The organism is Vibrio sp. 10N.247.310.98 (assembly GCF_041467395.1).
In the GTDB taxonomy this organism is placed as follows: Bacteria; Pseudomonadota; Gammaproteobacteria; order Enterobacterales; family Vibrionaceae; genus Vibrio; species Vibrio crassostreae_C.
Map to the genome: position 1 here is coordinate 1 of NZ_JBFSUL010000035.1, position 19,852 is coordinate 19,852.

Annotated in this window: 15 protein-coding genes and 1 pseudogene; 4 read left to right on the top strand and 12 right to left on the bottom strand. The window is 45.0% G+C overall.

All coding sequences use genetic code 11. The features are described 5' to 3' along the window. Positions 1-212 precede the first annotated feature (212 nt). Entirely contained in the window at positions 213-1,325 is a 1,113-nt protein-coding gene (gene malK, locus AB6E78_RS14275) for a maltose/maltodextrin ABC transporter ATP-binding protein MalK (protein WP_081229370.1), read from the bottom strand. 664 nt (positions 1,326-1,989) lie between these two features. Here malK and malE point away from each other — a divergent pair. The 3 genes from malE to malG all read left to right on the top strand — a co-directional run bounded on the left by malE (position 1,990) and on the right by malG (position 5,729). Then, positions 1,990-3,174, top strand: coding sequence for a maltose/maltodextrin ABC transporter substrate-binding protein MalE (malE, locus tag AB6E78_RS14280; protein ID WP_372133846.1), 1,185 nt, complete (start codon positions 1,990-1,992; stop codon positions 3,172-3,174). Positions 3,175-3,255: 81 nt separating this feature from the next. Next, entirely contained in the window at positions 3,256-4,827 is a 1,572-nt protein-coding gene (gene malF / locus AB6E78_RS14285; RefSeq protein WP_017060049.1) for a maltose ABC transporter permease MalF, read from the top strand. 11 nt (positions 4,828-4,838) lie between these two features. Then, positions 4,839-5,729, top strand: a complete 891-nt coding sequence (gene malG / locus AB6E78_RS14290; protein WP_017060050.1) for a maltose ABC transporter permease MalG — start codon at positions 4,839-4,841, stop codon at positions 5,727-5,729. A gap of 561 nt (positions 5,730-6,290) precedes the next feature. On the opposite strand, the gene AB6E78_RS14295 is transcribed toward malG, so the two are convergent. The 4 genes and pseudogenes from AB6E78_RS14295 to AB6E78_RS14310 form a co-directional block, all read right to left on the bottom strand. Continuing rightward, positions 6,291-6,563 carry a hypothetical protein gene (locus AB6E78_RS14295; protein WP_019822928.1) on the bottom strand — a complete coding sequence of 91 codons (273 nt, stop codon included), beginning with the start codon at positions 6,561-6,563 and terminating at the stop codon, positions 6,291-6,293. A 237-nt stretch (positions 6,564-6,800) separates the two neighbouring features. Next, positions 6,801-7,304, bottom strand: coding sequence for an acyl-CoA thioesterase (locus tag AB6E78_RS14300; protein ID WP_019822926.1), 504 nt, complete (start codon positions 7,302-7,304; stop codon positions 6,801-6,803). Positions 7,305-7,710: 406 nt separating this feature from the next. Then, positions 7,711-7,965, bottom strand: a pseudogene (locus AB6E78_RS14305) (peptide ABC transporter substrate-binding protein); the annotation flags it as partial. A 48-nt stretch (positions 7,966-8,013) separates the two neighbouring features. Beyond that, the gene (locus tag AB6E78_RS14310; protein WP_017065645.1) at positions 8,014-8,907 is read right to left on the bottom strand and encodes a DMT family transporter; all 894 of its coding nucleotides are present in this window, start codon (positions 8,905-8,907) and stop codon (positions 8,014-8,016) included. Between the two features lie 98 nt (positions 8,908-9,005). Between AB6E78_RS14310 and AB6E78_RS14315 the strand changes: the two genes are divergently transcribed. Then, complete coding sequence (locus AB6E78_RS14315; protein WP_029235520.1) at positions 9,006-9,794, top strand: helix-turn-helix domain-containing protein; 789 nt, start codon at positions 9,006-9,008, stop codon at positions 9,792-9,794. Positions 9,795-10,073: 279 nt separating this feature from the next. On the opposite strand, the gene AB6E78_RS14320 is transcribed toward AB6E78_RS14315, so the two are convergent. The 7 genes from AB6E78_RS14320 to AB6E78_RS14350 all read right to left on the bottom strand — a co-directional run bounded on the left by AB6E78_RS14320 (position 10,074) and on the right by AB6E78_RS14350 (position 19,610). Then, positions 10,074-10,283 (bottom strand): hypothetical protein, encoded by a 210-nt coding sequence (locus AB6E78_RS14320; RefSeq protein WP_048609786.1) that lies wholly within the window; start codon positions 10,281-10,283, stop codon positions 10,074-10,076. Positions 10,284-10,487: 204 nt separating this feature from the next. Continuing rightward, positions 10,488-11,621 (bottom strand): lipocalin-like domain-containing protein, encoded by a 1,134-nt coding sequence (locus AB6E78_RS14325; protein ID WP_372133847.1) that lies wholly within the window; start codon positions 11,619-11,621, stop codon positions 10,488-10,490. Further along, the gene (locus AB6E78_RS14330) at positions 11,621-14,155 is read right to left on the bottom strand and encodes an ABC transporter permease (protein WP_372133858.1); all 2,535 of its coding nucleotides are present in this window, start codon (positions 14,153-14,155) and stop codon (positions 11,621-11,623) included. The genes AB6E78_RS14325 and AB6E78_RS14330 overlap by 1 nt, the downstream gene beginning before the upstream one ends. 8 nt (positions 14,156-14,163) lie before the next feature. Beyond that, positions 14,164-14,862 (bottom strand): ABC transporter ATP-binding protein, encoded by a 699-nt coding sequence (locus tag AB6E78_RS14335; protein ID WP_017072425.1) that lies wholly within the window; start codon positions 14,860-14,862, stop codon positions 14,164-14,166. 743 nt (positions 14,863-15,605) lie between these two features. Continuing rightward, positions 15,606-17,510, bottom strand: a complete 1,905-nt coding sequence (locus tag AB6E78_RS14340) for a bifunctional UDP-sugar hydrolase/5'-nucleotidase (protein ID WP_372133848.1) — start codon at positions 17,508-17,510, stop codon at positions 15,606-15,608. A 301-nt stretch (positions 17,511-17,811) separates the two neighbouring features. After that, on the bottom strand, positions 17,812-18,801 hold the full coding sequence (locus AB6E78_RS14345) for a zinc-dependent alcohol dehydrogenase family protein (RefSeq protein WP_017059992.1): 990 nt from the start codon (positions 18,799-18,801) through the stop codon (positions 17,812-17,814). Positions 18,802-18,821: 20 nt separating this feature from the next. Next, a complete protein-coding gene (locus tag AB6E78_RS14350; protein ID WP_017059991.1) occupies positions 18,822-19,610 on the bottom strand; it encodes a phytanoyl-CoA dioxygenase family protein in 789 nt (262 codons plus the stop codon). Positions 19,611-19,852: the final 242 nt, after the last annotated feature.

Below are 19,852 nucleotides of genomic sequence, written 5' to 3' on the forward strand. Positions count from 1 at the left end.
TTCTTCTTGAAGATAAAAGCGGCTTTCCCCGGAAAGCCGCGATGAACCTTTTTTATTGCCGCTAGCGAAAGACCGAGTGGCTGACTCATGAACTATTCAATGTAAGTGAAACTCGTATCCAACACATAAAAATATCCAGCACATAAAAAAATCCCCCTTACTGAGTAAGAGGGATTCGATATGGGCAAGTTATATCCTAAAAGGCTAAGCGATTAGTCTGTGCCGTATTCTTTGTACAAACGACGACATGCGCGGCCATCGCTGTGGAACAGGTGACAACGGTGCGCTGGAATACCAATCGCCAACTTGTCACCTGATTCGATTTTCAACGTGTCTGGCTGGCGATAGATAACATCAGCATCGGCACTTTCAAGGTTTAGGTAAACCTGAGTTTCGTTACCTAGTTTCTCTACCATCATCACGTCAGCTTCAATCGTCGCGTCACCTGATTCAGCAGACATCAAGTGTTCAGGGCGAATACCCAGAGACATACGATCACCAGCATTGACAGTCGTACCATCAACAGGGATCCAGAAAGTCATACCGTTAGAAAGTTGAACTTGTACGCGTTCTGCTTCAGCTTGTTCAATGTGTACCGACATGAAGTTCATCTTCGGTGAACCAATAAAGCCAGCAACGAAACGGTTTTGAGGGTAGTGGTAAAGGTCAAGCGGCTTACCGACTTGAGATACATAACCACCATCAAGAACAACGATCTTATCCGCCATTGTCATCGCTTCCACTTGGTCGTGGGTAACGTAGATCATGGTACAACCCAGTTGACGCTGTAGCTTGGTGATTTGCGAACGCATTTGAACACGTAGCGCGGCATCTAGGTTTGATAAAGGCTCATCAAGTAGGAATACGTTTGGTTGAGAAACCAGAGTACGACCAATCGCAACACGTTGACGTTGACCACCAGAAAGCGCTTTAGGTTGGCGCTCAAGAAGGTGACCAAGCTGAAGGATTTCTGCAGCATGTTCAACGCGTTTGTCGATCTCAGCTTTATTTGCGTTTGCTAGCTTAAGACCGAAAGACATGTTGTCGTATAGGTTAAGGTGAGGGTAAAGCGCATAAGACTGGAATACCATACCTACGCCACGCTTTGACGGTTCAACGTCATTCATGCGTTGGTCGCCAATGTACAAATCACCAGACGTAATGTCTTCTAGACCTGCGATACAACGTAATAGCGTCGATTTACCACAACCTGATGGTCCAACGAATACTACGAATTCACCTTCGTTGATGTCTAAGGTTACGTCCTTAGAAATCTGTACATCACCATATGATTTATAAACGTTTTTTAACGTGACACTCGCCATCTAGCTTGTCCTCGATCGATCAAATTTTAAGTTTTACTGCTTATCATTATAAGAAATTTTTGGGTCAGCAGTAACTGTAGGAATTGGTAAGTATTGAGTGAGTAAGAAAAAAGTGGGTGAGACTTGGCTTCTTTAACCAAGCCCACCCGTCATAGCCAAACTGATGCCCATTTCCCCCACATCCAGCTAAACCTCCCCCGTGATTCAATCACAGATTTAGCTCGATGCTAATATAAGACACCAGCGGGCAGTGAAGCCAACTAAATGAATAATGCGTCAACGCATAACACTTGCCGGTAAAGGGTTCTTACTATCCACTCTTGGATGAATGCAGTTTCGGTGAATTGGCGTAAGGGTACATCCTCCTAATGGAAAATTAACTAGGGGGAGTAGGAGGGGAGGAGTAGATAAATGGGGTTATTAATAATTGGCGATCCAGTTCAAATAAATCCACCGCGTAACGGTGATGTTGATCACGATGAGTATACGTTTTGTGATTGCAGTCTCTAATCTGACCGGATGGCGATCACGAATTTAAGCCATAATAGCTAGGGCGTAGTGGCTAGGATGATGAGCTAGGGTCTGTTTTCTCAGATCATAACCTCCGAAAACTGGCTCGTCTTGGTAGATGTGCCCTACGTATAAATATAAAAAGGATATTCACATGAAAAACGCTCTAAGCGCTGTAGCTCTAGGTACAATAGTTGCTCTGGGTTCTTTTGGTGCAAATGCTGCTATCGAAGAAGGACAACTAACAATCTGGGTAGGTGGTGACAAAGCTTATGAAGGCATGGCTGAAGTAGGTAAACGCTTCGAAGAAGATACTGGTGTTAAAGTAACCGTCGCTTTCCCTGACAAGCTAGAAGAGAAATTCCCTCAAGTAGCAGCAGCTGGCGATGGCCCAGACATGATCTTCTACGCACATGACCGTTTTGGCGGCTATGCAGAAGCGGGACTTCTTGTTGATATCAAACCTTCTAAAGAAACTAAAGAAGGTATCGTAGACTTCGCATGGGACGCTGTTTCATACGAAGGTAAAACAATCGCATACCCTGTTGCTGTTGAGTCAGTTTCGCTAATTTATAACAAAGCGCTTGTTCCTAACCCACCTAAGTCTTGGGAAGAAATCCCAGCACTTGATGCTGAACTTAAAAAAGACGGCAAGAAAGCGATCATGTGGCCTCTACGTGGCGGCGCTTACTTCACATGGCCTCTACTTGCAGCTGACGGCGGTTACGCATTCAAACAGACTGCAGAAGGTTACGACATTAAAGATGCGGGCGTAGCGACTGATGGTGTTCAGAAGTCTCTAGGTTTCATCGAGAAGATGGTACAAGACAAGGTTATCTCTGCAGACATGGATTACTCAGTTGCTGAGTCTGAATTTGTTGCGGGTAACGTTGCAATGACAATCAACGGCCCTTGGGGTTGGGAAAACATCAAGAAAGCTGGCGTAGATTACGGCGTAACAACACTACCTAAGTTCAACGGTAAAGCGTCTAAACCTTTCGTTGGTGTATGGGCAGGTGGTATCAGCACTGCGTCTCCAAACCGCGATCTAGCTGTTGAGTTCATGGAAAACTACCTACTAACAGATGAAGGTATGAAGAGCCTGAACGACGACAAGCCACTAGGCGCTGTTGCTCTTAACTCTTTCCAACGTCAACTAGACAGCGATACTCGTATTGCAGCAACAATGGACAACGCGATGAACGGTGAAATCATGCCTAACATCCCTCAGTTCACAACATTCTGGTACAGCATGGAAGAAGCGATCGGCAACGTAGTTGACGGCCGTCAAGCAGTAGACCAAGCACTAAAAGCTGCTGAAGGTCGTATGGTTAAGTAACACCCAGGCACTACCTTTTAAGGAGAGGGTAACCTCTCCTTACTTTTCTATTTTTTATCTATATCGCTAGCAGGTTCCTCTATGCAGTCAGTTCAAGGTACAGATGCTATCCCAGCACCATCAAGCCTTCCAGGCAGTAAAAGCGTCTTCATTAAATGGGGGTTGCTTGGTAGCGTTGGCTTAATAAACGGCTACGCTACAATTCTAATGTATTCTCGCGGTGAGCTCGCTTTTGCGCTGCTTACAGTGATCTTAACGGCTTTGGCACTTTACATTTTTGGTAGTAAAAAAACTTACGCCCACCGTTATATTTACCCAGGTATTGCCGGAATGATCTTGTTCATTCTTTTCCCATTGGCATACACCGTAGGGCTTGCGTTTACTAACTACAGCGCGAAAAACCAACTTTCTCTAGAGCGCACTCAAACCGTTCTTTTAGACCGTTCTTTCCAAAGCGGTGAGAGCTACCCATTTACTTTGTACAAGACAGATGACGGTCACCAGATCGTTGTAAAAGATGGCGATCAACTGTTAGCGACTGACGTATTTTCTCTAGACAATATGACAGAAACAGAGATGGACCTATCTGTTATTGAGTCTGCGCAAGGTGAAAAAGAGAAGATCAAAGCGATCATTCAAAACCGAGCAGCAATCAGTGGTGTTGATTTCAATCTACCTGACGGTGGTGACATCCGCATGAGTGGCTTACGTAAGTTTGCTTCTGTTGCTCCGCTTTACACGCTACAAGACGATGAAGAAACGTTAATCAACAATGAAACGGGTGAAGTTCTCAAGCCAAATATGGATGTGGGTTTCTACCAGCCTGTTGATGCAAATGGTGAGTTTACGGGTAATACCATCTCTCCAGGTTTCGTGGTTAGCATTGGTACGCATAACTTTGAGCGTGTATGGAAAGATGACGGCATTAAAGAACCTTTTATCAGCATCTTTATTTGGACGGTTATCTTCTCGGTATGTACCGTAGCGTTCACGCTAGTTATCGGCCTTGTATTGGCTAACATCGTGCAATGGGAAGAGTTGAAAGGTCGTTCTATTTATCGTGTTCTACTGATTCTGCCTTACGCCGTACCCGCGTTTATCTCGATTCTTATCTTTAAGGGTCTATTCAACCAAAGCTTTGGTGAGATCAACATGGTGCTCGAGAATATCTTCGGCTTAAGCCCGAACTGGTTCTCAGACCCTATCTTAGCGAAAACCATGGTGTTGATGGTTAACACATGGCTAGGTTTCCCTTACATGATGATTCTATGTATGGGTCTGCTTAAAGCGATTCCTGATGATTTATACGAAGCGTCAGCAATCGATGGTGCGAACTTCCTTGATAACTTCAAGCGCATTACGTTCCCATTGATGATTAAACCGCTTACACCGCTATTGATTGCAGCGTTTGCCTTTAACTTCAACAACTTCGTAATGATTCAACTATTGACGAACGGTGGCCCGAACATGATTGGTACTTCTGAGCCAGCGGGTTACACAGACTTGCTTGTAAGCTACACGTACCGAATTGCATTCGAAGGCGGCGGCGGTCAAGACTTCGGTCTAGCAAGTGCTATCGCAACGCTTATCTTCCTATTGGTTGGTGCACTAGCGTTACTAAACCTTCGTTTCACTAAACTGTCTCAAGATTAAGGAGCACGACAATGGCTATGGTACAAGGTAAAGGCCTTAAATACCGAGTGTGGGCAACGCATGCAGTGTTGTGGTGCTTCTTGGCAATGATTATCTTCCCACTACTGATGATCATCGCGATCTCGTTCCGTGAAGGTAACTTCGCAACCGGTAGTTTGATTCCAGATAACCCATCATTGGAACACTGGAAGTTAGCATTGGGTATGTCAGTAACGAACGCAGATGGCTCGGTAACGTCACCTCCGTTCCCTGTGCTAACTTGGTTATGGAACTCAGTGAAGGTTGCAGGTATCACATCGATTCTGATTGTGACACTGTCTACGACATCGGCTTACGCGTTTGCTCGTATGCGCTTTAAAGGTAAGAACACAATCCTGAAAGCGATGATGATTTTCCAAATGTTCCCAGCAGTATTGGCTCTAGTAGCAATCTACGCGCTGTTTGACAAACTTGGTCAATACATTCCGTTCTTAGGCTTGAACACACACGGTGGTCTAATCTTCTCTTACCTAGGTGGTATTGCACTGCACGTATGGACGATTAAGGGTTACTTTGAGACGATTGATAACTCTCTGGAAGAGGCAGCAGCCCTTGATGGTGCAACGCCTTGGCAAGCATTCAGACTGGTTCTACTACCGCTGTCTGTGCCAATCCTAGCGGTTGTGTTTATCTTATCTTTCATCGCGACAGTGGGTGAGGTGCCAGTAGCGTCTATCCTACTTACAGATGTGAACTCTTACACGCTAGCAGTAGGTATGCAGCAGTACCTATACCCTCAGAACTACCTATGGGGTGACTTTGCGGCAGCGGCTGTACTATCAGCACTTCCGATTACTATCGTGTTCTTACTTGCTCAACGTTGGTTAGTTGGTGGTTTGACGGCAGGTGGTGTAAAAGGATAAGCTGTACTCTATAAGAAAGAAAAAGAGCGACCGTTAGGTCGCTCTATATTGGCATTTTTATTACATCATTTGGTTTGGCCGCCGATCAGTAATAAAAATAACCCTCAGGTTACGCATAGCTGGCTACTAATCAGGTTCCTTACGCTATTAATGATTAGTGGTTTTTGTAACTCTAACCCAGGTATTTACTTGGGTTTTTTTATGCCTGCTACTTTTTGTTTTTTGTGTCAGCGTTACTCGTTAACTATCGCGCTCATATCTACTTTAAAACCCAAAGTTTCGAGTTACTTCTCTCCTAAATACCGACCACTTCATTTTGGTTACTTGTAGAAATGAACTAGTCTCACAAATCAGACACTCAGTATAAGTGGCTGTTGTACTATTGATATGTTGTGAATATTCCAATGCGTGATACTTCAATGATTTGTATGCAACAAAACCTGAAATTGCACTGAAAATGTATGGGTAAGCGAGAGGTAGTTACAGAATATTCAAGTGACATTCATGAGGGTTATGGAGGTAGGTTTATTTATGCTTCTGGTTTTTGGTGGGACTTAGAAGTTAGAACTCTTTACTAGAAGGAGCACAACCTAAGTGTTGCAATAGCACATAGATGCTTTCTTGATCGAGTGCCACGCGACGAAATAGATCGGCAAATGTCGGATCTCCACCGAAACACGTTTGGATATAGTGGTTGATTTCATTGCTGTCGTAGCCTTCGACGTACAAAGTTCTAACCCATTGGTACTCAACAGCCTTTAAATTGTTCAGTGTAGACTCGCTAAGAGTGGGGCGTATGACGCTCAAGAGTGGCTCCAAGAAATTCAAATGCATCTATTATGATTGGCGGTATTTAATCAGAGCAAAATGACGACTTTATTACAGTCAAAATAAATCAGTGAACAAGTGCCGATTCATTTCAACCTTTGGCTGGGTATCACGCTCTTATCGTCTGTATTGGGTGTGCAGCGGATTTGGCTGTGTAGAGCACGAAGGTATCAAATAGATCAATGCCAAGCAGGCGCTTGGCATTGTAATAAGGTTTTGTAGGGGGAGGGCAGCTGGTGGACCTTACTTAAGGTACTTCACGTGAGCTTCCATCTCTTCACCAATCTGTTTTCGCATGTTCATTAGGCGAATAGCCGAATCTCGTAATTCGATGTCTTCTGGCGTCTCTGGTATCCACTCTGGCACTTTAGTCGGATTACCATTCTCATCGACAGCGACCATAATAACGATACAGTGAGTTGTTAGGCGGTTATTGAGCTCTTTAGGGTCGCTTGCTTGCACGTCGATAGCGATATGCATTGAAGATGAACCTGTGTAAATGACCTTTGCACTTACTTCCACAAGGTTGCCTACATGAATTGGGGCAACGAATCGAATTCCGCCTGCATAGGCTGTTATACAGTATTTACCGCTCCAACCTGCGGAACAAGCGTAGGCTGCTAAATCGATCCACTTCATTGCTGCACCACCATGAACTTTACCACCAAAGTTCACATCCCCGGGTTCAGCTAAAAAACGCAGAGTAACGTCTCGTTTACCATCTTGTCGGCTATTGCTACTGCTCATCTATCTTCCTTCATTATTATTTTGCTGCGTAACATGCTTGTTACTTGCTAGTAACAATATACTTAAGATGACATAAGTTAAAGCGGATAATCTCATGGTTAAGACTATTTTTTTCAAACAGATGATCAGTTGATGAATATTGGTGCTTAAAGGCGTATCAGGCGAATGGCAAACATGGATGAAGTGATATCAAGCAAGAGAATAGAAATACTGATTAAGTCACTAGATAGGTCGATTGCAAAAAAAACACCTAGCGTAATGCTAGGTGTTTCTAAGCCGTGTGGTACTCATGTCGGTACTTTTTTGTGTTAGCCAACCAACCGCTGTTGATTTGGTTTAGTTAAAGTGGCTGTATCTCAGACACCACTAAAGTGGTAGTGATTATTGTTTTCTTATCAGCTCACTTTTACTGTTTTAAAAAGTATAGATCCTTCGCGTAGATATTTCCTTTCGGATTATTGTTTGGGAAGCCTTTTAGTGTATTTCGCACTAATCGTGTGTGATTGTAATGATATAAAGGTATAACTGCTGAAGAATAGTTGAGTAACGACTCATCGTGCTGATATAAAGTAAAGCGTTTAGACTAATCTTCCGTTTTACTCGCTTGCTGTAAGGGCTCATCATAGTATGGATTACAGTAGCCACTCTCATTTGCTGTGTGAAACGTGAGTTTGAATTTTTACCCTAATGTGAGCGTTGGGTAATGCGTTTAGCTTTGTTGAGGGAGAGGAGCCTCAAGCCTTGGTTTTCTTCTGATTTGAGCAAGGATGACACCTGAAATCACCATCACACCACCAATGATGTGGAACTGGTTAATCTCTTCGCCAAGCCATGTCGCGGCTAATACGATCGCTACAACCGGAAGCAAGTTCATGAACATCGCGCTTGAGTCAGCACCAATGGTGTCAATCGCTTTCACCCACATCCAAGGCGCTAAAATCGAAGCGGCAACCGCGGCGTAAGCTATCAATGGGAGCGCTTGTTGTGGTGGTAAAAGTTGTTCGCTGGTAAGCCAAAGTGGCGTAAGCATCGCGACAGCAAACAGACCCTGAATGTAAATCACCACCCAGCTACTGATTGGCATTTTCCAGCGTTTCAGTAGTACACAGTAAGAAGCATAAACAAAGGCTGCAATTAGCATATAGCCATCGCCTTGAGTCAATTCTTGATGCATGAAGAATAACGGATCGCCTTTGCCTAACATCAGGGCTAAGCCTGATAGTGACAACACACCGCCAACAATACTCAAACTAGAAATCGACTTGTGCAGCAAAGGGACGCTTAAAAATACACTGACCAATGGAACCAAAGAAGTGATTAATGCCATGTTAGAGGCGGTTGTGGTTAAGCCTGCGTAGTAACCTAGAGATTGGTTCAACACCATGCCCAAAAAGCCGAGGAACGCTAATTTAGATAAGTTTGGCTTAATGACAGCCCACTGCTTCATCACTGGGCGAATACAGAAAGGCGTGAGAATTAACATCGCAAAAAACCAGCGGTAAAAACTCATTGCGCTAGGTTCTATGGTGCTTGCAGCAAGCTTGTTGACGATTGCATTGGCGCCCCAGATACAGACTGTAAAAAATGGTAATAGGTAATGCATGTGAATTCCGTGGCGAATGAGTTGGTGCGGCTAGTTTGACAGGTCGTTATACTTACAAGTATCTTTAGAAAGACATTAAGCGCGATAGGAAGACAAGTTTGAAAAAACACTCCAGAAACCTTCATCCATCCTTATTAATTGATAAGGCACCATCCAACGTATTTATGAATTTTGAAGCGTTTCTTTCGAACACTGAAACCCGAGTTCATAGCCACTCATGGGGACAGGTTCAATTGATCAGTGGTGGTATATTAGAGATGGAAGCGGAAAGCACTCGATTTCTAGCGCCACCACATCTAGCGATTTGGGTACCGGCCGGGGTGATGCATTGCAGTTATAACCGTAAGCCTTTGGACTACTGTTCACTAAATATCGCCCCAGAACTCACGCAACACCTGCCAGATAAAACCAGCCTTATAAAGATCACGCCGATTGTGTCTTCTATTATCGATGATTTTCGCGATCGTGGGATCAATGTTGCGGAAACCGAGCAAGACCAAAGGCTCGTTCAGGTACTGCTTGACCAACTTGCGCAGCGTGAGGTTGAACACCACTTCTTGCCTTCAACCGATAATAAGTATCTAGCGCCTATATTGGCTTCTGTTGAAGAGAACCCAACCGATGAAGTGACGCTGAAAGATTGGGCTGAACGTGTCCACACCACGGAAAGAACCCTTTCTCGCCACTGCCAGACCGAGCTTGGAATGAGCTTTACCGAGTGGCGACTGCGAGTGCGCTACCTATACTCAATGGACTTGTTGAGAAACGGCCAATCGGTTAAAGAGGTCGCTCTTACATTGGGTTATAACCAAGCAAGCCCATTTATCACCATGTTCAAACGTTACGCGAACCAAACGCCAGAGCAGTATAAGAACCGTTTGTTGTAGCTCGGTCTTGTTGCCAAAAGAACGGATGTTTGCGCTAGTTAGTGCGTAGATAGACCACAAGTGAATAGATAGACCATAAGTGAATACGTGCAGTATGAGCTTATGGAATCGCCCTTAACAGCCCATATATTTCGCTCTGTTGTTCGGTGACATCCTCATAGTGTTGGTTCAATAGAGCACTGTTGCTGCCCACTTTGAACAGTATGTACGTTTCTCCGTCGACCTCGAACCAATTGAAGGTTCCATGCTGGTTATACGTGGTCATTGTTTTGTTTATCTTCATGAGATATACATTAGCAGCGCAAGACATGCAGACGTACATAAGCCAAAGAAAGAAAAGAAAAACCACGAGCCTAATACTGTTTTTTCTTTTCCTACCTCTTCATTACTTTGCTGCCAACCAAGTTCACGAACCTGATCCTTGGTAAGGTTTAAGTCTAGTTTCTCGATGTATCTGTTGAGTTCGTCATTGTGCACTGAGCTAAGCATGTTCTATCTCCTCTAACCATTTGATTGGTATTTTAGGGGAGCCCAGTGTTTGGTTAAATTAGATATTTTTCAACAGGCGTTAAGGTAAATAGAACATATGGAATAACAAAAAACCTCCGTGGTGGAGGTTTTGGTTGAAAGTGTTTTAGTTGATGGTTATCGCGATGTATTTGTTGTTAGATTCCACCTGTATTAATACACAATCTAATACCCAGTCAACTCCATATAGCCAGATCCGGAATGAGAACCTTTAATCATGATTGGCCCCTCCCAATAAGGAACCGACAGCGGCATTTTGGCATTTGGATTGAGTGCCGAGACGGTCAGTTCTATTTGCTGGCTTGGAATCGAAACTTGCCACTCTGTTGGGTAGTCACGCCCGTCGATTTTAGTTTGCTTGATGGCGGTTAAGCTGATGTCTTGCTGCTTAATCGCGATGCCGGAGCCATCTTGATTCATCAACCTCGCATGAGAATAGCTGGCTTTGCCTGTAGTTGAGTTTCGAAGTTGAAATACCACCAAGCTGGTTTCATCACTCAGCCTTAGCGCAAACCAATCCCAACCTTGTTGCGAGTCGAGTAAAAACTGCGAGCTCCATTCTCTGTCTATCCAACCTTTGCCGGAAACTTGATGGGTGACGCCATCAATAGTTACCTCGCCCGATACATTGATGAATGGTTGGCTGTAGTAATAGGAAGCCACTTTGCCATCGCTACTTTTAGTGCTGTAGCCGTGTTCGCCTTGCTTTTGATATGGCGCGTTGTTGGTTAACTTAAGCGAATATCCAAATTGACCCGAGTTAGCGACCAATGTAGCTGGGAACAGGTCATCGGTCGTCGACGTCCATTGCCAATCATCGAGGTAAACACGAAACGGCGAATCGCTTACACCCGCCAGTTCAGCTTGGTCACGAGACCATTTTTCATCGGCATAGTGTTTATTTTTAGTGGTGACAGCGCTGTGCGCCATGTAAATCTGCTGACTTTGCCACGTAGTTTCCTTGGTGCTATTGCCACTTTCATGTGGTGCAGCCGCAAAGCGGAACTGTGTCCATTGCACACCTAACACATTGTCTTCTTCATCAATTAAGTTTGCGGTTAAATACCACCATTCATGACGAAAATCAGGGTGCGCTTGATGGTCGGCAGGGAAAGTGATGTCGATACCTTTTACTACCGGAGAAAATTGCGCTTGATCGATTGCCGTTTCATTCTCGGTTTGTGTTTCAGTACCGAGTATCGAACCCATATTTTGAGCTGATGGTTGAGTGGACTCCTCACACCCTAAAAGGAGTAAGATGCCAAGTGTGAGAACGAAAACTCTCATTGATCGATTCATCACAACACCTCACTTTGCAAGCTGGATACCACGGGTTTACTGACCAAACGCCACAGTGGGATCAAGGTCGCAATCACAGCCACTAAAATGGTGATGGCTGCGATGCTGAGTGCATCACTCCAATTCCACACATAATTTAAACTCCAACCAAAGGCGCGCAGGGTAACGATGTCCGTCAACACATAACCGACCATAGCGCCGAGTGGTAAAGCGATAACCAGAGTGAAGGCGACCAGAACAACGATTTGCCCGACCACCATTGCCATCAATTTTTTCTGACTAACACCGAGTGCATACAGCCTTGCAATGGCGGCTTTGCGTGCATCGAGCAACATGAAACAGGCGCAGAACAACCCAATCACCGCCACCATTAAAGTGACGCCATTAAGCGCCCGAGTGATAGCAAAGGTTTGTGAGAAGATATCTAAAGCGATCGATTTGATCTGTGCTTGATCGTAAAGCTGACTTGGGTGCAGATTGAGTTGTTGGCGTAGCTGTTCGTACACCACTTGTGGGTCGCCAGAGACTTTGATTCCCAAGCTGGTGGGTAAGTCAGTAAATCCGCTTTCGATCCACAAATTAGGTGCAAGTAACACTTCGCCATTCGGTGAGCCGTAATCGTGGAAAATCGCCCCGACGATGAGCGCTTTGTCTTGGATCGCGTCGAGCTTGAGTCGGCTTCCAAGCGGCAAGCCGAGCTTCACTGCCGTAGGTTCGCTGATCGCCACGAATTCACCTTGGTAAAAGCGCGTCCAGAAATCATCAAGGTGGGATTGAAATACCATGGTTTGCTCAAGTGTGTCTTTGTCTTTGGTGCCGAGCAAAGTAGGTAAGCCCTGCAAGTTATCATCGACATAATATTGCTTATAAACGGTTTCAACATTTTCAAACTGCTCTAACGCACGTTCCACATTCGCGATTTCACCTTGGGAAGGGCTAACGTAAATATCGGCATGTAAGCGCTGTTCAAGCCATTGCTTTAACGTGGATTCAAAGCTGCCGACTAAGGTATTCATTCCGATATTGGCGGTGACAGCGAGAAGCAACGCCATCATGGCAAGGGAGAGAGGGGAAATAAGTTCACGTAGCTCAGCAAACAGATATTGTATTAACCCCGATTGGGTGCGTTTTTCGCTCCAGTTCGCTAGCACGCTTAGCGTTTTGGGCAGGTACAAAGGAATCGATACCACTAACACACCGAGCCATGCCATGGTGAAGCGATGATGTTCGCTCATCCATAAACCTGCTAACGCGAGAATAGTTAATACTGACCCGATAACAAACAGCTGATTTTCGTTAGACGTTTCCGGCGCTTGATAGAAACCGCCATGGGAAGAGAGGGGTTGTCGCACCCGCTGTTTAAAGTGTTGCCAACAAGCGACAAGCGTTGCGGCCAGCGTGAGTAGCAGTGCCTGCATTAACCATTGCCACTGCCATGTACCGGGAAGCAGTGTTGCACCATAAAGTTGCTCAAGTGTTATCGCGACGGTTGGATGCAGCCAATGGCTGAGTTGGATGCCGAGAATGAAACCAAGCGACGCGCCTAGTGTGACTAAAAGAGTCAGCTCGACTAACAGAGCTGAAAACACGATGCTTGGCGCAATGCCGGCTTGTTGAATTTGCACCAATAGCCGATTACGCTTCAGTAAACTGTACTTCACACCATTGTAAGCGATGAATAGGCCAACCAAAAACGCCAACAGACTCATGGCGGTGAGATTGAGGTGAAAGCTATCGGTAATTGAACCCAGATCCGTACTTTGGTTGTTGGAAATCCATCGTTCTTGCTCGCCAATAAGGCTTTGCCATTTATCCTGAGGATTGCTCTTAGTGTCGCTCTTAGTGTCAAAAATAGCGATGTAGCTCAGTTGCCCTTGCTTGTTAAGCAGTTGCTGAGCGAACCCAATATCCATCAACATTCGGCTACCTAGCTGCCATTCATCCGGTAGCACTACCACTTGAGTGAGCACTTCATCCAAAGTGAGTGTGTCTACTCCTCCCAAGTTCTGGTGTTGCGACTGGCTCATCATCACAATGGGTTCACCTGCTAAGAGTTGCGGCAAAGGTAAGGCATTGTCGAACAGGGAAATGTTTGGTTCTTTGGTTTGAGTGTTGCTTTGTTCGTCGACGCGAGCGTGACGAGATCTTGAAGTGAGGGCGGCGATCAACTCACTGCCTTGAACTGACCAACGTCGACCTTGCTCGTCTCTTACTCGCCCTTCTATAACAGGTAGCGCTGCGCTTAATCCACTTTGTCTTAAGCTGAAGTAGAGCGATTCCGGCAAATAGTTTTGCCCTGCTAGTGGAATGATAAGGTTCTGCGCTTGAGCGCTAAGTTGCTCGGTCGATTCTGCATAACTGCGCTTGGCATTGAGGTTGATGGCTTGCACTGCGACAAACAAGGTGACCGCTAACACAATGCCGATCAGAATCGCTGCGGCTTGCAATGGTGATTGACGATAGTGCGCCGCGAATAGATTCAGAGTCAGTTTGGTATGGGTGAGCTGGTTCTGAGCGAAGCCAGTTTGCTTCATTGGATTACTCACAACGCTGCTGCTCTTGGGGTTAGATCGGCGTTCCTTAAACAACCATCATCTAACACCAATTTTGTCTGCATAAAGCTGGCGCATTCTGGGCTGTGCGTAACCAAAAGCACCGCAGTGTTGCCTTGAGTGGTGATTTCACTCAGCAGCTTCATAACCTCTAACCCTGCTTTGTGGTCGAGGTTGCCTGTGGGTTCGTCGGCAAGCAATAGTTTGGGTTTATGGGCTAGCGCGCGCGCTATTGCGACTCGTTGTTGCTGACCGCCAGAGAGTGCGGATACATGTCTTTCGAGTAACTCGTTGATACCCAATGCATCAACTAAATAATCGCACCAGTCGCTCCATTTTTGTTGATTCAAATGGAGCGGGAAGGCGATGTTTTGTTTTACGTTGAGTGGGGTTAGTAAGTTGAACTGTTGAAAGATCACGCCTAGCTTTTGATGGCGGAATCGGCTCCACTGTGGATCTCTCCAATCTGATGTGTTCTCGTTATCGAGCCACAACTCGCCACCAGTTAGAGGTTCAAAGCCCGCGATTAGGTTGAGTAAAGTACTCTTTCCACTGCCACTCGCCCCTGTTAAAGCCACGCTTGCGCTTGTCGCCAAAGCGAAGTCGACATTTTCCAGCACGTGATGGGTATCGTTGCCATCAACAAAGCTTTTGCTGGCATGTGTAAGTGTGACAATTGGGCTTTCCATTTCCTTTCCTTATAACCAAAACTTACCATCAAAAGGTGTCGTTACTTGTGGCAATTATTGAAGCGACAAGCTCTATAAAACTGTAGACAACAATTTCAAACAATAGAGCGATTTATATCGAATTATTAATAACTTGTACTGCAAAAAGAGGGGAATAGATCAGTGTGAGATGGAATACAGGTGTAAGTGGGAGCTTAGAGTCACCTAGGAGGCTTTTGGGGCTGTTTATAGATAATAAATATCTATGTTAAAAATTGTCCCAATTCCAATTCGTTTTAAAAGAAAACGCCCCCGATTGGTTGAAGCCAATCAGGGTTAGTAAGGCCCAAGAAAATCTAGTTACTTGGACTTTATTGCGAGGATTAATTTTGCTAAGGCACCTAACAAAGCAGCGATAGCGAAAACCAATTCAGGGTTATTCATATTATTACCTATAAAGAAGCTCTCGCCTTATGTGAGAGATTCTTCGTATTATCAACATGCATGTGATGGAAGGCAAGATAAAGAAATGGGGCTACCTGTGGATAACTATCTGATTTATTAGGTTTTACTAAAAGGGGCGGAGGCGGTGTAGCCTTCAAGTTGCAAAGTACTTGCTTACAATAGTTATGAGTGTGTCAAAGAGTCTGCTTTTACTTCTATTTTTCAACGTCACTTAATATGGATCGTACTCAACTTTCCGTAATCAACGACCTAACCACGCTCTAAGCGTCGTTAAGTCGTTATTGGTTTGAGGTCAGGGATTAATTGAGCGCTTCAATCAGAGTGATTTCGCGTTTGATCTGCTTACTCTCTTGCTCAGTTGCTTGCGCCAGTTTCTTTTCGCGTGTGGTTATGGCAGCTTGTTTCGCTTCGTCAGATTTGAACATCAGTTCTTTTACGTTGATAGAAGCGATGTTTGTGTAGCGGCCATCGTCACTGGTCGGGATTGATATGGTTTCATCATTAATCAATGACTTCACTATCTCTCGTTGTTCATTATAACGGCTCTCTAAACCAGAAAGAGCCCATCGCTGCTGAGTTTTACCTTCATACTGACCGTTCTTTTCTTCTTTAAGATACTTGATAGTCATGTTACGGATCGTGCCTGCTTCTTCTCCATACTCTTCCTCAGTATCAAAGAGTACAGTGAACGATTCGCCTTCTAGCACGCCGCCTTTCTTGGTGAGATGACCCATTCGATAGCTATTCATACCAATACGGATTTCGGTTTCATCAGTAACCGGTGTGCCATCTGCAAACGCGAGGTTGGTGATGCGGGTACCTGCAGGTTGAGTGAGGTCTATGGTATAAATCACGCCCGCGAAGAAGTCATTGGTCGAGTATTTTGAAGCTCTGCGCTCAGGGTTAAAGCTGTAGGTTACATCGCCGGGTTGCACTGAGTTGAAGTAGCCCGCAGACCATTCCATGTAGGTTCTTAACTCTTTGCCTGTCATCTGGTAGACAGTGATTTCGCCACCTGCGTATTGGTAGTTGTACGCGATGTCTTTGGCTTTGATCGGACCAACATCGAGCTCTGCATTGTCGTTGTCTATTTGAAGTGCAATGACATTGGCTTTGGGTGCATAGAAGAAGCTCGCTTCTTGGTATAGCGCACTGATGCCTGTGTCTTGAACGTGGACTTGAGGGATACCGCGGATTTCATTTTCTGGGACTAAATCAACGCCGGTAAGCTGAGCGACAGGTCTGTTCGCCATTTCTCGGAGTTGTTTGTGATAAGGCTGGTATAGCTCGTCCATATTCTGATCAGAATCTATACCTTTAATTTTATAGGTGAAGCTGTCTTTGTTGACGAGAGTGAATGTGCCATCGCGCTCTTCAAATTGAAGATCAATACGAGATAGGGCGCGGCCATATTTGTCGGGTTCAGTAATAATAACGCCATTCACAACGGCCTTATCGATGCGAGTGTGCATGTGGCCAGCGACGATGGCGTCAAGCTCTGGGTTTGCATTGGCAATGTCGGTGACACCTGTGTCAGCAATGTCATTCTCGTTCTCAATCCCCATATGGGCAACCAATACGATGGCATCCACTTTATCATCAATTTCTTTGACGATTTTCTTCACTTCCAAGGTTGGATTCGTGAAAGTGACGCCTTCTAAACGGTTGGTGCCTTGCGCAAAAACCTCCGTCATTGGGGTATCCATTCCGATCACGCCGATCTTAATGCCACCGCGTTCTAGAATGGTGTAACCCGGTAAGAATGGATTTCCGTTTTTGTTCTTGATGTTGCCGCCGAGAGACTGCCCTTTAAATTGGGTAACGGCTCTGTTGAGCGTTTTAAGGCCAAAGTCGAATTCGTGGTTACCTAAAACCCATACATCGTATTTCATGTGATTAAAGCCAAGCATCATTGGATCAACAGGCTCGTCTTTGAAGGTTTCTACGAAGTTGCCTTGGATGGTGTCGCCAGCATCGACAAGGATAATGTTAGACTGCTCTTTACGGATATCCCCAACCTTGGTCGCGATTTGGCTCAAGCTACCACGAGTGTTGAGTTTATCTGCCGCGTAATCCCACGCCATAAAATGACCGTGGATATCTGAAGTACCCAGTATCGTGACATCGTGTATGTCGCCATCAGCTGCAAAGGTGGGAAAGGCTAGAGAGAGTAGGATGGCGCTTGATAGTATGTGTCTTTTCATCAGTATGTTCGCATCGTGGTTTTAAGTATGACGCTACCATATAGAATCGAGATTACCTTATGGGTGATCGGTGTCATATTTATAGTGATATAACTTACTGATGTTTCAAATAAATGTGATTCATGACCATCTCGTAACCACTTAAGTTATGGAGAAATGCACCACAACTCTTCGCTATCTTTTCAATCTTCGATTTCTTTAATCAAACTTCCTAAGCGATGGTGTATTAACAAGCACGCTTGTAAGCTGTTGAACGTCTTGCCTGTTGAAATAAACAAGCTATATATCGTCCAACTCTCACTTACTGTGGCAGTAAGATGATCTTGCCCTCTAGGCGTGTGGTTTTCGATTCAATGAGATCAATCGCGGTTTGCACTTCATCGAATGGTAGATAGCGGTCAACGTCGAGCTGAATGTCGTTTGTGATGAAGTGATCTAGCATGGTCGTGAACTTATCACGGCGAACATCTTTACCTTCTGCTTCCTCCCAATAACGCAAGAAGAAGGTGCTGAAATCGATGTGTTGGTTTTTCGCGTACTCAAAGAAGCGTGGCTCGTAAAAATCCAACGACAGCGTCCCATAGTTGATAAAGCGCCCGTTGTTGCCAAGGGTGTGAACAAGATCGGTTCCGGGTGAGCCGCCAATCGCATCAAAGGCAACGGTTGGCATAGGCAAGCCTAATGCCTTAATTTGAGAAACTAGATCAGCGTTCGCATCTATCACCCAACAGGAAGTGGCAGGGTATTGTGTCTGCTGTGATGTAACGACAATGATGTTGAAGCCGAGTGATGCTGATAACTGGGAGAAGATCTTACCGATGGCTGAACTGCCCGCGTTGATGATCAACACATCCTCTTGGGTCAGCTTGGCTATTTCTGTCGTTAGCACCCATGCGGTTAGCGCATTAATGTACAACTGACAGGCGTAGCCATTGTCTAAATGTTGAGGAATTTGGAACAGATCATCTGGTGATACATCGACATAGTTCTGCCATGTTCCACTGGTTGCCACAAGCACTCGTTGATTCACTATAAACTCAGCACTGCTGGATTCTACAATCCTTCCTACCGCTTCAAATCCCGGTACTCTCGGCGGCTGATGGCTATGTTTGTATTGGCCCACACCATAAATCGACAACAGATCACTAGGGTTGATGTTAGTCGCTTCAATTTGTACGCGAACTTTATCTTTGTCTAGTACCCCTAAAGCGACATGTTCTAACTTGAGAGATTCTTTTGGCTGACCGAAACGGAACTGGCTAATTCGGGTATTTTGCTTAGTGTCAGTCATAGTTTGGGCACCTTTATGGATTATGAGTACTGCATTGATTTTAAGTGTAGCGTGTTCATAAACAACCTTGGGTCGCTAATATTGCTTAACATAGCTGGCGTCGGTAAACAGTCGTCATCAACGTAGTCGACATAGTCTGCCGCCGAATCGAAGATCAAAATATCCAAAGCCAAACGATCCAAGCCATATCGGCCTCGGTGGATCATATCCGCTGAAAACACCAATAAGTCACCTGCGGCTAACGGTATCTGCTTACCACCAGAGATGTCATCGCTGCTCACTTTGCCGTTTTCTTCTTGGCGAACATTGTACTCTTCTTCGTTATCCCAACGTTTGTGCGTGCCGGGGATAAGTTCCATGCCGGGCTCATCAAAAAGGGGCACTCGCAGATGCAATACTTGGGTTTCCATGATGACTTTCATCTGGTCATCAATGTCGTAGTCGTATTGACAGTCACGATGCCAGAAGTCTTTTTGCTGCGGGTTTACTGGGTTGAAGAACAGCTGTGTATTCATGAATGCCGGCTTGTTCGGAATCACCGCATCAACCACATCCATCACTTGTTTCGAGCTGATGAAGTCGAAAAGCACGCTTCTATCGTCGGCAGGCAAATACTCGCTTCCCGTAATTAAAGACGAGTTAAATGCTTCTTCTTTATAGAATTCTTCGTTGTCTGCTTTCCATGATTCATGAAATTTCAGCACGACTTTTCTAAGCGATGCAATTTGAGCTTCATTGAAATAATTTCTGATAACAAAGTAACCATGTTCGTCGTAACGGTCACTTAATTGTTGGCTGTTTTCTACCACTGATTACCTTCGTTCATTCTTTGCTGTGCAATAACCACAGATTTCTTGGGCGCATAATGCCAGACAGTCGCCATTCAACCAAGTAACGAGTGCAGAAGCCTGTAGATTCCGTGATGCTATGGAGCCATGTGTGGGCGAGTTTTACATGCCTATCCAGATCATGTACTCATGCGACAAGAATCTCTGCATATGTGATCTATCCCTTATTTTATAAAATACAAAGATTCATATAGTGAATGTTT

Bases quoted from the DNA above. Each gene is read 5' to 3' on its own strand.
- malK (WP_081229370.1), bottom strand. From the start codon at position 1,325: ATGGCGAGTGTCACGTTAAAAAACGTTTATAAATCATATGGTGATGTA.
- malE (WP_372133846.1), top strand. From the start codon at position 1,990: ATGAAAAACGCTCTAAGCGCTGTAGCTCTAGGTACAATAGTTGCTCTG.
- AB6E78_RS14330 (WP_372133858.1), bottom strand. From the start codon at position 14,155: ATGAAGCAAACTGGCTTCGCTCAGAACCAGCTCACCCATACCAAACTG.
- malF (WP_017060049.1), top strand. From the start codon at position 3,256: ATGCAGTCAGTTCAAGGTACAGATGCTATCCCAGCACCATCAAGCCTT.
- AB6E78_RS14310 (WP_017065645.1), bottom strand. From the start codon at position 8,907: ATGCATTACCTATTACCATTTTTTACAGTCTGTATCTGGGGCGCCAAT.
- malG (WP_017060050.1), top strand. From the start codon at position 4,839: ATGGCTATGGTACAAGGTAAAGGCCTTAAATACCGAGTGTGGGCAACG.
- AB6E78_RS14345 (WP_017059992.1), bottom strand. From the start codon at position 18,801: ATGACTGACACTAAGCAAAATACCCGAATTAGCCAGTTCCGTTTCGGT.
- AB6E78_RS14325 (WP_372133847.1), bottom strand. From the start codon at position 11,621: ATGAATCGATCAATGAGAGTTTTCGTTCTCACACTTGGCATCTTACTC.
- AB6E78_RS14300 (WP_019822926.1), bottom strand. From the start codon at position 7,304: ATGAGCAGTAGCAATAGCCGACAAGATGGTAAACGAGACGTTACTCTG.
- AB6E78_RS14295 (WP_019822928.1), bottom strand. From the start codon at position 6,563: ATGCATTTGAATTTCTTGGAGCCACTCTTGAGCGTCATACGCCCCACT.
- AB6E78_RS14320 (WP_048609786.1), bottom strand. From the start codon at position 10,283: ATGCTTAGCTCAGTGCACAATGACGAACTCAACAGATACATCGAGAAA.
- AB6E78_RS14340 (WP_372133848.1), bottom strand. From the start codon at position 17,510: ATGAAAAGACACATACTATCAAGCGCCATCCTACTCTCTCTAGCCTTT.
- AB6E78_RS14335 (WP_017072425.1), bottom strand. From the start codon at position 14,862: ATGGAAAGCCCAATTGTCACACTTACACATGCCAGCAAAAGCTTTGTT.